Raw genomic sequence first — 12,169 nt, 5'->3', positions numbered from 1 at the left:
ACGGAAAAGTAACGGCAGGAAGAAGGGCTGGAAAGCTTGTGGGCGGGCTTTTGAGCGAGGAAAGGCAGGCGGGTAACGGAAGTAACGCAATCCCCTTGGTCGAACATAAAAAGGGGATAAGGCCAGTGGGCAGGGTTCGATGGTCAGGCATCCAGCCGTCTCCAGTCTCCCTCACGCTCAGCTGTACACCCTGGCGCACTGGGTTACAAACGGCCCCCAAAAGGCCCCCGAAGCTATTTAGCTATCAATGAAAACTGCTGAAAGCCGCATGGAATCTGGAGCGGGCGAAGGGAATCGAACCCTCGTCATGAGCTTGGGAAGCTCAGGTAATGCCATTATACGACGCCCGCGTGGGGTGCCTTTGTACCAGAAGCCTGCCTCCGGGTGAAGAGGCGGGAGCCGTCTGGTCGTTTCGTGGTCCAAGAAACACGGACCGCACGCAGCGGTGATCGGGGACTCTGTCCCCCAGAGGAGGAGCGCGCGCATGTCTCGTAACCTGGGTACCTACCAGGGGGTGATTCCCCCCTACATTCTTGGGCGCATCATCGATCATGGCGACGAGCACCAGCGTTCCTGCGCCCTGACCACCCTGAGTCACGTCCAGAGTCTGCTGCACAATCCCGGTCGGCCCGGGGTACGCCAGGCGCCGGTCGGGCCGCTGCCGCGCACCGATGACGCCAGTCCGCAGCGCAGCATCTTCGACGCCGGCAATGCCATGCAGCTGCCCGGGCGCCTGGTGCGCCAGGAAGGACAACCGGCGCTGAGCGATGTGGCGGTGGACGAGGCCTATGACTACCTGGGCGCCACCTTCACGTTCTTCAACGAGGTCTTCGGTCGCAATTCCATCGATGGCCAGGGCCTGCCGCTGGCCGGTACCGTGCACTATGGCCAGGACTACCAGAACGCCTTCTGGAACGGCGAGCAGATGGTGTTCGGCGATGGCGACGGCGAGATCTTCAACCGTTTCACCATCGCCCTCGACGTCATCGCCCACGAACTGGTGCATGGCGTCACCGAGAGCGAGGCGGGACTGGTGTATTTCAATCAGTCCGGCGCGCTCAACGAGTCGGTCTCCGATGTCTTCGGCATCCTGGTCAAGCAGTACCAACTCAAGCAGACCGCCGCCGAAGCGGACTGGATCATCGGCGCCGGGCTGCTGACCCGGAAGATCAACGGCAAGGGCCTGAGGTCCATGGCCGAGCCTGGCACCGCCTACGACGATCCGACCCTGGGCAAGGATCCCCAGCCCGGGCATATGCACGACTACATCGAGACCCGCGAAGACAATGGCGGTGTCCACCTCAACTCGGGCATTCCCAACCGGGCGTTCTATCTGGCCGCGGTGGCCCTGGGGGGCTACGCCTGGGAAAAGGCCGGGCCGATCTGGTACGACACCCTCTGCGACAGTCGCCTGGCCAACGATGCGGATTTCGCCGCCTTCGCCCGGCTCACCGTTTCCAACGCCGGTCGCCGCTTCGGCGCCGAGTCAGCCGAGGTCCGTGCGGTCGAGGAGGCCTGGGCCGGCGTGGGCGTCACTCTTAGCTAGAGGAGCAGGGCAATGCGCGAACTTCCCCCGCTGGGCAAGGACACCGTGGTGCGACTCTCGCGACAGGGGGGCTTCGCGCCCCTGCATGCGCTGAGCAAGCCGCGGGAGATCGAATTCGGTCAGTACGACAGTGCCCAGCGTGGGCGCATCTGCTCGGTGCTGGAGCGTTGCCTGCCGGAGTCCGGCGAACCGACCCAGGTCGGGCGGGGCGATCAGCGCTACTTCAAGGTGGAACTGCGCTTTAGCCCGCAGCCCGCGGAGCAGCAGGACGAGCTGACGCTGCTGATCCCCGAGGACCGTGCGCCCAGCGAGCTGGTGCGCCTCTGGGACAAGGGGCTGGTGGAGTAGCGCTTCGGGTTCTGCGTGAAAAGGAGCCGAGCACAGGCCCTTTCCGCACGGAACCTAGGGCACCAACCAGACCTCACCCGGCGCCAGGGTCCTGAATGCTTCGTCCGTCAGGTCATGCAGGGCCCGGGCATGGGCCAGGTCGCGGGGCGGGGCGAACTGCCCTTCGTCGCTCAGGGAGAAGGTGCCGAAATGGATGCCCAGGCTGTTGGCTGCGCCCAGCGCCTGATGGGCGCGTACTGCATCGTCCGGGTTGAGGTGGCTGTCCTGCATGAACCAGCGCGGTTCATAGGCGCCGATGGGCAGGGCGGCGAAGCGCGGTGCACCCAGGCGTTCGCGGATCTGCGCGAAGTGCGGGCCCCAGCCGGTATCGCCAGCGAAATAGACCGGTCCGGTGGGCGCTTCCAGCACGAAGCCACCCCACAGCCGGCGATTGGTGTCGAAGCGACTGCGCGCTGACCAGTGCTGGCCGGGCACCAGGTGCAGGCGCAGGCCGTCCTTGAGCGGCAGACTCTGCCACCAGTCCAGTTCGCTGACGGTGACGAAGCCGGTCTCGCGCCGGATCAGCTCGGCGTTGCCCAGGGGCGTCACCACCGGCGTCAGGGGCGCGCGCTCGGCCAGGCGCCTCAGCGTCGCCAGATCCATGTGGTCGTAGTGGCTGTGGCTGACAAAGATCAGGTCCAGTGGCGGCAGGTCATCCAGGGCCACGCCGGGGGCGTGATAGCGCCGCGGGCCGATGAAGCTGAAGGGACTGACCCGCTCCGACCAGACCGGGTCGGCGAGAATGTTGAGACCCTGGTGCTGGATCAGCAGGGTGGCATGGTTGACGAAGGTCACCCGCAATTCGCCACCCTCAACCCGGGCCGCTGGCCGCGTCGGCACGGGCGGCCCTTCCTGCCAGGTCCACTCGGGACGAGTGCGGTTGAACTGCCATTTCAGCAGCGTCCAGAGGCTCTTGTCCTCGCGCGGCGCCAGGTTGTGAAAGCGCGCGCCGTCGAAGTGATCGGAGCGCGGACCCTCGTAGGCGGAGGAGGCGCAGCCAGCCAGGGTCAGCAGGTGGATCAGCCACAGCGGACGAAAGATGCGCATGGGACCTCGGACGAATAGACTAGATGGCCCAGATTACCTCTAAGAGCCTATTCAAAGTCTGCTGCGCGTCGGCCAGACGGCGTTGAAAATGTCCTGGATCGCCAGCCCGGTCGGAATGCTCATTTACTCTCTGTAAACTCGAGCGCGAGCCCGGTCCGCTTCCTCAACCATTTTCGCCTTGTTTGGCTCTAGCTCGCGAGCCCTTGAACAGGTTCTTACTAGCCGCCGTCGATCCCCATGTCGCGAAATACCCGTTCCACCCCCGGCCAGCGTCCGCGTCGCCAGGCCAAGGCGCCGCCGGTCACGCCGCGGCTGCTGCTGCTCAACAAGCCCTTCGATGTGCTCACCCAGTTCGCCGCCGCCGACGGCCGCGCGACCCTGAAGGCCTTCGTCGAGGTGCCGGGCGTCTATCCCGCTGGCCGCCTGGATCGCGACAGCGAAGGCCTGCTCCTGCTGACCAACGATGGCCAGTTGCAGGCGCGCATCGCCGATCCCAGGCACAAGCTGCCCAAGACCTACTGGGCCCAGGTGGAAGGTATGCCCAGCGAAGCGCAACTGCAGCGCCTGCGCCAGGGCGTCGAACTCAATGACGGCCCCACGCTGCCGGCCGAGGCTCGCCTGCTGGCGGAGCCGCCAGTGCTCTGGGAGCGCGATCCGCCGGTGCGCTTTCGCAAGAGCGTGCCGACCGCCTGGATCGAGCTGACCATCCGCGAAGGGCGCAATCGCCAGGTGCGGCGCATGACCGCCGCCGTCGGCCTGCCGACCCTGCGCCTGGTGCGCGTGCGCATCGGCCCCTGGACGCTGGACGATCTGGCGCCGGGAGCGTGGCGCGAAGTGCCGGCGCAGCTCTAGCGCCGCAGCTCAATCCTGCCGCTGGCTGGCGGCCTCCTGCAGGTCGCCGGCGATATCGGCGAGACGGCGGCTGACGTCCTTGAGCACCTGCGGATCGATCTCCCGCGCGGGCTGTCCCGGTTCGGTCAGCAGCTGACTGGCCAGCAGCGCGCTCAGGGCGCCCACCTCGCTGGCCTGATGGCGCAGCTCGTGGGTGTGCTGCACGGCGGCGTCGCGCAGGAGATTGGTGCTGAGGGTCAGGCGGCCCAGTTCGTCATCGCGCCCGCCGGGCAGGCGCTCGCCGAAGCGCCCGCGCGCCAGCAGCCCCAATTGCCGCGCGCAGGCCACCAGCGGATCCACCAGCCGGCGCTCCACCAGCCGTACGCCGAGGAACAGCAGGCCGCCGCCACAGAGCAGCAGGGCCAGGCCGGCGAGCAGGATGTCGCGCTGGGCCTCGGCGCGGATGGCGGCGATCTGCGCGGCGGTACGACCGTGCAGTTCATCGACCAGGGCGGCGAAACCCTCGGCGGTGTCTCGGTCGATACCGCGGACCTCGGCATCGCCGCGACGTGGATCGCGATCATGTTCGAGATAGGCCGTGTGGCCGGCGCGATAGCGCTCGCCCAGGTGCCCGTGCTGGGCCCGCAGCGCCTGGAGCCGCGGTTGCAATTCGGGATCGACGCGGGTGGCCAGCTGTCGCAGCCGCTGATCGACCTCGGCTTCGCGGGTCAGAAAGGCCTGCCAATAGCGTTCCGCGGTGTCGGCATCGCCACCGCGCAGAAGAAGGTTCTTCCACTCCTGCACCTGGATCTTGAAGGTCAGGTGGGTGTCGTCGATCTCCACCAGCCGCTCCAGCGGGCCCTCGATCAGCTGCTGGTAGCGGTGCAATTCGCGGGAGAGCAGGCCGAAGCCGGCCAGGGCGATCAGCAGCATCAGCAGCAGACTGCCGCCGAACAGGAACAGGCTCTGACTGCGGAGCGAGCGGGCGAAGGGCATAGGGACTCTCGACAGGGAACGCAGAGCCGCAGCTTAGGGCGCTCGCCGGGGGAAGGCCAGCCTCAGCTCGAGACCAGCAACTGCGCCGCGACCGCGAACATCACCCCGGCCACCAGCAGGTCGATCAGCCGCCACACCCCCGGACGAGCCAGGTAGGGTGCGGCCCAGGCCGCGCCCAGGGCGAGACCGAAAAACCACAGCATGGAGGCCGTGGCGGCGCCGAACACATAGGCCAGGGGCGCGGCTTGCTGGCTGCCCAGGGAGCCCACCAGCAGCACCGTGTCCAGATAGACATGGGGATTGAGCAGGGAAACGGCGGCAGCGGCGAGCAGTGCCTGGCGCCGACTGCGCGGACTCACGGCCTCCAGATTGCCCATGGCTGCTGGCCGCCAGGCTCGCCTTAGCGCCTGGGCGCCGTACCAGAGCAGGAAGGCCGCGCCGCCCCAGCGCAGGATGTCCACCAGCAGCGGGCTATGCTGGATCAGCGCAGCCAGGCCCAGCACTCCGGCGGCCACCAGGATCACGTCGCAGGTGAGGCAGAAGGCGGCGATGGCCAGATGGTGCTCGCGCCGCAGCCCCTGGGCCAGCAGATAGGTGTTCTGCGCGCCCAGCGCCATGATGAGGCTGGCCATGGTCAGCAGGCCGGTGAAGTAGCTGTTCATTATGAGGGTGTCGCCCTGTCGTCCTGGAATGGCTGCCACCTTGCCGGGTTCGGGTGTATAAGAAAAACCAATATTCCTTATGCAGCATTAGCTGAATCGATGATCGACTACAAGTTGCTGGAAGCCCTGGCGGTAGTGGTGGAAGAGGGCGGCTTCGAACGGGCGGCACGGCGGCTGGGCCTATCGCAATCGGCGGTGTCCCAGCGCATCAAATTGCTCGAAGCCCGGGTCGGCCAGGCGGTGCTGGTGCGGGAGACACCGCCCCAGCCCACCGCGCCGGGTCTGCGGCTGTTGCGCCATATCCAGCAGGTCCGGCTGCTGGAAGCCGATCTGGGCAGCGAGGTGCCGGGGCTGGCCGAAGAGGCGCCGCAGCGCCTGCGCATCGCCCTCAATGCCGACAGCCTGGCCAACTGGTGGCCGCTGGCGGTCGGCCCTTGGGTCCATACGCAGAGAGTGTTGCTGGATCTGGTGGTGGAAGATCAGGACGTGGTGCTCAGACGGATGAGGGCTGGCGAGGTGGCGGCCTGTCTCTGCGCCAATGGCCAGCCGCTGGCCGGGGCGCGGGTCAGCGCCCTGGGCGCCATGCGCTACCGGGCCCTGGCCAGTCCGGAATTTCGGGCACGGCAACTGGCCGCGCTGCCGGATCCCCAGGCCCTGGCACGCGCGCCCGCCATCGTCTTCGGCCCGGACGATCGCCTGCAGCATCGCTACCTGGAGCAGCTCGGCGTCACCCAGACCTTCGACTACCACCTCTGTCCTTCCGCCGAGGGCTTTCTGCAGATGACCCTAGGCGGCATCGGCTGGGGCCTCCTGCCGGATATCCAGAGCGCGGCCGCCCGGGCGCGGGGCGAGCTGGTGGATCTGGCGCCCGGTCACTGGGTGGATGTGCCGCTGTTCTGGCATCACTGGCGCAATGGCGGCGCCGCCTTGCAGGCCCTGACCCGGCACCTCGAACAGGTCGCCGGCCAGTGGCTGGTGCGTGAGTAGCGGCGCCTGTCGAAGGCTTTGGTTACACTGGCGGATGGGTCGCCCCGGGCGACCGCGGACAGCTTCGGGAATCCCAGCGACATGCGTATCTTGATCACGGGCGCCAGCGAGCCGCTCGGTGCGGGCCTGGCCTGCGATCTGCTCGACCGCGGCCAACTGGTGCGGGTGCACGGCCGCCCCGGCGCGACCCTGGACGCCCTGGTCGAGCGCGGCGCCGACTACCACCCGGCCTTGCTCGACCAGCCCGCGCAGGTGGTGGCGCTGTGCGACGACATCGACGCCATCGCCCACTGTACCGACGTGGCCGGCGTGCCGAGCGCGGCCGATCTGGATCACGGCCAGGTGCTGATCGAAGCCGCCCTGCAGCAGCAGGTCGCGCAATTCGTCTATGTCTCGTCCGCGCGCGTCTATGAAAGAGGCGGCGAGGCGCTCAAGGAAGACCAGGTGCCGGTCAAGCCCAGGAGTCGCGAGACCCTGCGCCGCCTGCAACTGGAGCGCCTGGCCCTGGCCGCCGGCGAATTCGGCCCCCAGGTCACGGTGTTGCGTCCGGCCCAGGTGCTCGGCCTGGCCGATCGCGACTGGGCGCGCGGGCTGCTGGAACGGGCCAAGGCCAGGCAGCTGGGACGCAGCGGCAACGGCCTCAATCGCTGGGACTTCACCAGCGCCGGCAACCTGCGCAAGGCCCTGGTGACCTTGCTGCTCAGGCAACCGGCCGCCACCCAGGGCAAGGTGTTCAACCTCAGCGATGGCCAGCCGCTGGTGTGCTGGGATGCGATCAACTTCCTGCTGCGGCGCTTCGAGCTGCCGCCGGTGGTCGAGCGCAAGGCCTTCGATCCCCGGCGGCTCTATGCCCGCTTGCGCACCCCAGGTCATGAGCCGCGCTGGCCCGACCTGCTCGACAGCCCATTCACCCTGGACATCCGCGCCGCCCAGGCGGCCTTCGGCTACCTGCCCGAGTCCAGTTCCTGGAGCGCCCTGGAAGAATATCGCCCGCGCGCGCCCCAGGCCCATAGCGGACCGGTCTAGCGACAATCCTCAAAGCACCCAGGGCGTGGCATGATGGCACTTTGCTATCTACGCAGACTGCGTTTCGGCGCACGCTCCCGTGGCCAATCCGCATGCGGGCTGCCTCGCGTCCATGGCGACGGCCGTTATACTGGCCGCGATTCCATCTTCTTGCCTCTGCTCACAGGTCTGCCATGCGCAACGATCTTCTCGATGAAATGGATAACGTCCCGAGTCTGACCCCGGAGCGCGACGATCGCCGTCCCGGCAGTCGGCGTCCGGTCGAAGCCGAAGAGGTCTATCGCGAACCCGCTGCCGGTCACCCCCGCCCGGTACGCCGCGGGCCCTCCACCGCACCCCTGTGGGTGCTGGTCGCGGCCCTGACCCTGGCCCTGGCCGGAGTCGCCTGGTGGAGTCATCAGCAGCTGGTGCTGATGCAGGAGCAGGTGGTGGCCACCCAGGAAAACTTCGCGCGCATCAGCGAAGACGCCCAGGGTCGTCTGAGAGACATCTCCGGCAAGCTGGTGGAAAGCGAATCCTCCGGCACCACCAGTCGCGAGGCCCTGCTGCTGCAGGTCAAGACCCTGCAGACCAAGGTCGCCGAACTCACCCGTCAGCAGCAGGGGGTTACGGACAATCAGCAGGCCCAGGACAACCGCCTGCAGAATCTCTCCACGGCGGTGCAGACGGTGCAGACCGGTAGTGGCGAGGTGGATACCCGACTCAAGGCCCTGGCCGAGGAGCAGACCGCGCTGAAGAACGGCCTGGCGCAGACCGCCAGCCTGACCGAGCAGGTCGCCAGCCTCAGTGCGCAGAACAAGGCGCTGCAGGCCGACATCGCCGCGCTGAAGAAACCCAGTGCCCAGAATCAGGCCCTGGGCGAGATGCAACAGGACCTGCTGGTGCTGCGCAGCGAGTTGGACGCCCGCCCGGTGGGCCCGGACAGCAAGGAATTCGACGCCTTCCGCCTACAGACCACCCGCAACATCACCACCCTGCAGACCCAGGTGCAGAATCTGCAGCAGCAGATCAGCGCCGGGGCGCGTTGATCGGATCGATCTCGCTACGCTGCCATTCCTGCGGCCAGAGCTCGCCATCGAGTTGATCGAGCCGGCGCTGCAGGACCTTCTGCTTGAACACCTCGAGGATCTCCACCAGCACCTCGTCCAGGGCATTGTCCTGGGCGCCGCTGGGCAGACTCTGGTCGAAGCCGTGATCGGCCAGGCGACTGGCCAGGGCGCGGAAGTCGCGGGTGCGCAGGCTGGCCGCCGCTTCCCTGACCAGGCCGTTGACGATATCGGTGAGCACCCCATCCAGGGTGTCGGCCAGGCGGTCACCCATGGGTAGGCGCTTGAGCCGGGCCAGGTCGGGATTCTCGTCCAGGGCGCGCTGCACCACGTCCCCGACCAGCCGTTCCAGGGTGGCGCGATTCTGGCTGTAGCCCTGTTCCACCATGGTCTGGATGCGCAGTGCCATGCCGTCGATCAGCCGCTGCTTGCGCGGGCGGATGACGCGGTCGATGACGCTCTGGGAGAAGTCGTCGCGGGTATTCAACTCGTCCTGCAATTCACCGCAGATCTTGATCATCACCCGATCCGACAGGTCCTCCATGAGCAGCTGGTAGTAGTGGTTGAACAGCCGATAGGGCTGCCAGCCGCGCATGTCGATCAGCCCCAGGCGCTGCAGACGCAGGAGCAGCGAGACGATGCGCAGCGCCCGCAGCAGGCGGAAGCCGCCCAGGGGAATGCAGCCGAGCACGTCGTACCAGTGGATGAAGGGATAGTGGTACCAGCGCGCATGGCGGCGCTCGGCCACCGCCACCAGCCAGCCGAGCAGCACATCGGCGATGAAGAAGGCGACGAACACCAGGTCGATGCGGGTGAAATGGGCGTGGATGCGCTCGCCGTAGAAGGCGTGGAAACCGGGCAGCACCGCGGCCAGGGCCTGGTTGAGCGGGCCCAGGGCATAGAGACTGTCGAACAGGATCAGCGCCAGGTTCACGCAGACCAGGATCAGGATCAGGCCGTCCCACAGCGCGAACAGGCCCTCATGGCGGCGCGCGGGTGGCGCGGCGGGTGCGGCTGGCGCGCTCATGGCCGCGCGGCCTGCCAGAGCACCTCGCTCACCCCCTGGCGCCGGGCGACGATGCGGGCGGCGACGAACAGCAGGTCGGACAGGCGATTGAGATAGGGCAGGCCCTGGCCGTCCAGCGGCTCCACCTCATGCAGGCTGCGGCAGCGCCGCTCGGCGCTGCGGGCCAGGGTGCGGCAGACATGGGCCTGGGCCACGACGCGCGAGCCGCCGGGCAGGATGAAATTCTCCAGCGGCCCCAGTTCGGCGTTCCAGCGGTCGATGGCGCTTTCCAGGCGTTCGATCTCCACAGGCTGCAGGGCGCGATAGCTGGGCATGGCCAGTTCGCCACCGAGGTCGAACAGCCGGTGCTGGCAGGGTGCCAGGGCCTGGCTCACCTCGGCCAGGCGGGCATCGTCCGCCAGCTCGGCGAGCAGCAGACCCAGGGCACTGTTGAGTTCATCGACCGCGCCGATGGCTTCGATGCGCGGATGGTCCTTGGGTACCCGGCTGCCGTCGGCCAGGCCGGTATCGCCGGCGTCGCCCTGGCGGGTGTAGATCTCGGTGAGGCGAAAACCCATGGCGCAGCTCCTGATGAGGTCCTAGGCCGCGTCGAAGTCGGCCTGGATAAGGGGCAGGCGCAGGGTGAAGCAGGTCCCTACGCCGGGCGTGGAGTGCACCTCCATCTGCCCCTTGTGGTTGTTGGTGATGATGAAATACGACACCGACAGGCCCAGACCGGTGCCCTGGCCCACTTCCTTCGTGGTGAAGAAGGGCTCGAAGATGCGCTTGCAGATGTCCTCGGGGATGCCGATGCCGTTGTCTTCCACCTGGATCTCCGCCCAGCCGCCGCGCAGCTTGGTACGCAAGGTGATGCGGCCGTATTCGCCTTCTTCCTCGTCGTCGCGCAGGTGGATGGCCTGGGCGGCGTTCTTCAGCAGGTTGAGCAGCACCTGCTCCAGTTCGTTGCCGATCACCGGCACCGGCCCCAGCGCCGGATCGAATTCGCGGATGATCGACAGGGTGCGGAAGTCGAAGCCCTCGGCCAGGTCGAAGTCGTTGCCGGCGATCTCGATGGCCTGGTCGATCAGCGGTGGCAGTTCGCTGGCTTCCATCTTGCGATTGCTACGCCGGCTGAAGGCGAGCATGTGGCTGACGATCTTGGCCGCACGGCTGCCGGCCTGGTGAATGCCGTCGAGCAGCCGCGGGATCTGCCGGCTCTCCAGGTAGCAATTCACCGCATTGAGTTCGACGCCGGACTCGGCGGCCTGCTCGAGATTCTTCGGCAACTCCGGCGACAGCCGCCGACGGATGTTCTGCACGTTGTGCAGGATGGCGCCCAGGGGATTGTTGATCTCGTGGGCCATGCCCGCCGCCAGGCCACCCACCGAGAGCATCTTTTCCGACTGCACCATCATCTCTTCCATGTTGAGGCGCTGGGTGATGTCGTCGATGCGGATCACCACGCCACGCCCGGCGCCGCCCATCAGCGGGTAGAAGGTCAGGGTGTAGTGGCGCGGGGTATCGGTCAGCGCCCAGGTCACCCGTTCCACCTTTTCCACCCGCAGCAATTCGGCGGTGCGACTCAGTTGCGGGAGGAAGGGCTTGAGCGAGGGAAAGGCGAGAAACACCGGCTGGTTCAGGGCTTCATCCAGCTGGGTGCCGGAGAGGTGGGTGGCCTCCTGGTTCCACTGGGTGACGTAGAACTGCTCGTCCACCGCGATCAGCGCCGAGGGCATGGAGTCGATGATGCTGTTGAGGTAGTTCTGGAAGCCGGTGAGCTTCTTCTCGATCTTGCCGCGGACCTGCACCTCCAGTTCCAGCTTGCGATTGGAGCGGCGGGTCTCCTCGGCCAGGCTCTGGGCCTGCAGGACGGCGTACTGGGCGTCGTCGCGGGCGCGCTTGAGCTGCTGTTCGCGACCCTGGATGCGGCCGAGCATGGTGTTGAAGGATTCCGCCAGGCGGCCCAGTTCGTCCTCGCTACCCTTGCTGGCGCGCAGCGAATAGTTTTCTTCACGGGTCACCTGGCGCGAGAGTTCTTCCAGTTCCCGGATCGGCAGGGTGATGAGTCGCTTGATCTGCCGCGCCACCACCAGCCAGAGCAGGATACTGAAAGTCAGGATCGCCAGGCTGGCGGTCAGGGTGCCGCGGTAGAAGGCGCCCGGCAGTTCGCTGCTGGCCACCAGCAGCAGATGCCCGGGCGCACCCTCGGGACGCGGCAGCTCCACCAGCAGGTTGGTACGGAATTCCCGCAGGCGCCAGGTCTGCAGCTCTTCGAAGCGCGCGGGCACCTGCAGCCGATCGCCGTTGTGCAACTCGGCCAGGCGCTGGCCCTGGCTGTCGTAGACCGCCGCCAGGCGCAGCGGCGCATAGCCGTCCAGTTGCCGCAACTGCTCCTCGGCGGCCGCTGGCGAGGCCAGCACCTCGCGGCTGAGCACCGGGCTGGCGAACAGCCGGCCCAGGGTCTGCAACGCCTGGGGCGCCACGCTTTCCTGGGAGATCCAGTAGGCGGCGCTGATGAAGGTCACGTTGGCCACCACCAGCACCGCGATCATCATCACCAGCAAGGCGGCCAGCAACTTGCGGCCGACCGGGAGATTCTTCAGGCGTTTGGCGAGGATCATGAGGCAGCCGTTCC

12 protein-coding genes and 1 tRNA gene are annotated in these 12,169 nt (G+C 67.2%); 6 read left to right on the top strand and 7 right to left on the bottom strand.

Annotation, left to right across the window (positions count from 1 at the left end; all coding sequences use genetic code 11):
• Nucleotides 1–276: 276 nt before the first annotated feature.
• Nucleotides 277–350: transfer RNA gene (locus RCF34_RS19050), tRNA-Gly, on the bottom strand.
• 134 nt (nucleotides 351–484) lie between these two features.
• On the opposite strand from RCF34_RS19050, the gene RCF34_RS19045 reads away from it, so the two are divergent.
• Both RCF34_RS19045 and RCF34_RS19040 read left to right on the top strand, forming a co-directional pair.
• The gene (locus RCF34_RS19045; protein ID WP_308709586.1) at nucleotides 485–1,546 is read left to right on the top strand and encodes a M4 family metallopeptidase; all 1,062 of its coding nucleotides are present in this window, start codon (nucleotides 485–487) and stop codon (nucleotides 1,544–1,546) included.
• A gap of 12 nt (nucleotides 1,547–1,558) precedes the next feature.
• A complete protein-coding gene (locus tag RCF34_RS19040) occupies nucleotides 1,559–1,894 on the top strand; it encodes a protealysin inhibitor emfourin (RefSeq protein ID WP_308709585.1) in 336 nt (111 codons plus the stop codon).
• 54 nt (nucleotides 1,895–1,948) lie between these two features.
• On the opposite strand, the gene RCF34_RS19035 is transcribed toward RCF34_RS19040, so the two are convergent.
• Nucleotides 1,949–2,980, bottom strand: a complete 1,032-nt coding sequence (locus RCF34_RS19035; protein WP_308709584.1) for an MBL fold metallo-hydrolase — start codon at nucleotides 2,978–2,980, stop codon at nucleotides 1,949–1,951.
• Between the two features lie 237 nt (nucleotides 2,981–3,217).
• Between RCF34_RS19035 and RCF34_RS19030 the strand changes: the two genes are divergently transcribed.
• Nucleotides 3,218–3,832, top strand: a complete 615-nt coding sequence (locus tag RCF34_RS19030) for a pseudouridine synthase (protein ID WP_308709583.1) — start codon at nucleotides 3,218–3,220, stop codon at nucleotides 3,830–3,832.
• Nucleotides 3,833–3,841: 9 nt separating this feature from the next.
• Here RCF34_RS19030 and RCF34_RS19025 read toward each other — a convergent pair whose 3' ends face one another.
• Nucleotides 3,842–4,807, bottom strand: a complete 966-nt coding sequence (locus RCF34_RS19025) for a hypothetical protein (RefSeq protein ID WP_308709582.1) — start codon at nucleotides 4,805–4,807, stop codon at nucleotides 3,842–3,844.
• Nucleotides 4,808–4,869: 62 nt separating this feature from the next.
• Nucleotides 4,870–5,469 carry a LysE/ArgO family amino acid transporter gene (locus RCF34_RS19020; protein ID WP_308709581.1) on the bottom strand — a complete coding sequence of 200 codons (600 nt, stop codon included), beginning with the start codon at nucleotides 5,467–5,469 and terminating at the stop codon, nucleotides 4,870–4,872.
• A gap of 99 nt (nucleotides 5,470–5,568) precedes the next feature.
• Here RCF34_RS19020 and RCF34_RS19015 point away from each other — a divergent pair, with 99 nt between their 5' ends.
• From RCF34_RS19015 to RCF34_RS19005, 3 genes are all read left to right on the top strand, one after another.
• On the top strand, nucleotides 5,569–6,456 hold the full coding sequence (locus RCF34_RS19015) for a LysR family transcriptional regulator ArgP (RefSeq protein WP_308709580.1): 888 nt from the start codon (nucleotides 5,569–5,571) through the stop codon (nucleotides 6,454–6,456).
• Between the two features lie 81 nt (nucleotides 6,457–6,537).
• Complete coding sequence (locus RCF34_RS19010; RefSeq protein WP_308709579.1) at nucleotides 6,538–7,482, top strand: NAD(P)-dependent oxidoreductase; 945 nt, start codon at nucleotides 6,538–6,540, stop codon at nucleotides 7,480–7,482.
• A 173-nt stretch (nucleotides 7,483–7,655) separates the two neighbouring features.
• A complete protein-coding gene (locus tag RCF34_RS19005) occupies nucleotides 7,656–8,510 on the top strand; it encodes an ATPase (RefSeq protein WP_308709578.1) in 855 nt (284 codons plus the stop codon).
• Here RCF34_RS19005 and RCF34_RS19000 read toward each other — a convergent pair.
• From RCF34_RS19000 to RCF34_RS18990, 3 genes are read right to left on the bottom strand one after another with little or no spacing between them, the layout of a single operon-like run.
• The gene (locus RCF34_RS19000; protein WP_308709577.1) at nucleotides 8,491–9,555 is read right to left on the bottom strand and encodes an ion transporter; all 1,065 of its coding nucleotides are present in this window, start codon (nucleotides 9,553–9,555) and stop codon (nucleotides 8,491–8,493) included. The two genes, RCF34_RS19005 and RCF34_RS19000, sit on opposite strands and share 20 nt — an antisense overlap.
• Entirely contained in the window at nucleotides 9,552–10,112 is a 561-nt protein-coding gene (locus RCF34_RS18995) for a cob(I)yrinic acid a,c-diamide adenosyltransferase (protein WP_308709576.1), read from the bottom strand. The genes RCF34_RS19000 and RCF34_RS18995 overlap by 4 nt, the downstream gene beginning before the upstream one ends.
• Nucleotides 10,113–10,133: 21 nt before the next feature.
• The gene (locus RCF34_RS18990; protein ID WP_308709575.1) at nucleotides 10,134–12,155 is read right to left on the bottom strand and encodes an ATP-binding protein; all 2,022 of its coding nucleotides are present in this window, start codon (nucleotides 12,153–12,155) and stop codon (nucleotides 10,134–10,136) included.
• Between the last annotated feature and the right edge of the window lie 14 nt (nucleotides 12,156–12,169).

Source organism: Pseudomonas sp. 102515 (genome assembly GCF_031085165.1).
Taxonomy (GTDB): Bacteria; Pseudomonadota; Gammaproteobacteria; order Pseudomonadales; family Pseudomonadaceae; genus Chryseomonas.
The sequence above is the reverse complement of the archived record's forward strand: the minus strand, read 5'-3'. Positions and strand labels throughout refer to the sequence as shown.

Coding starts and splice junctions, on each gene's coding strand:
- RCF34_RS19045 (WP_308709586.1), top strand. CDS start 485: ATGTCTCGTAACCTGGGTACCTACCAGGGGGTGATTCCCCCCTACATT.
- RCF34_RS19040 (WP_308709585.1), top strand. CDS start 1,559: ATGCGCGAACTTCCCCCGCTGGGCAAGGACACCGTGGTGCGACTCTCG.
- RCF34_RS19035 (WP_308709584.1), bottom strand. CDS start 2,980: ATGCGCATCTTTCGTCCGCTGTGGCTGATCCACCTGCTGACCCTGGCT.
- RCF34_RS19030 (WP_308709583.1), top strand. CDS start 3,218: ATGTCGCGAAATACCCGTTCCACCCCCGGCCAGCGTCCGCGTCGCCAG.
- RCF34_RS19025 (WP_308709582.1), bottom strand. CDS start 4,807: ATGCCCTTCGCCCGCTCGCTCCGCAGTCAGAGCCTGTTCCTGTTCGGC.
- RCF34_RS19020 (WP_308709581.1), bottom strand. CDS start 5,469: ATGAACAGCTACTTCACCGGCCTGCTGACCATGGCCAGCCTCATCATG.
- RCF34_RS19015 (WP_308709580.1), top strand. CDS start 5,569: ATGATCGACTACAAGTTGCTGGAAGCCCTGGCGGTAGTGGTGGAAGAG.
- RCF34_RS19010 (WP_308709579.1), top strand. CDS start 6,538: ATGCGTATCTTGATCACGGGCGCCAGCGAGCCGCTCGGTGCGGGCCTG.
- RCF34_RS19005 (WP_308709578.1), top strand. CDS start 7,656: ATGCGCAACGATCTTCTCGATGAAATGGATAACGTCCCGAGTCTGACC.
- RCF34_RS19000 (WP_308709577.1), bottom strand. CDS start 9,555: ATGAGCGCGCCAGCCGCACCCGCCGCGCCACCCGCGCGCCGCCATGAG.
- RCF34_RS18995 (WP_308709576.1), bottom strand. CDS start 10,112: ATGGGTTTTCGCCTCACCGAGATCTACACCCGCCAGGGCGACGCCGGC.
- RCF34_RS18990 (WP_308709575.1), bottom strand. CDS start 12,155: ATGATCCTCGCCAAACGCCTGAAGAATCTCCCGGTCGGCCGCAAGTTG.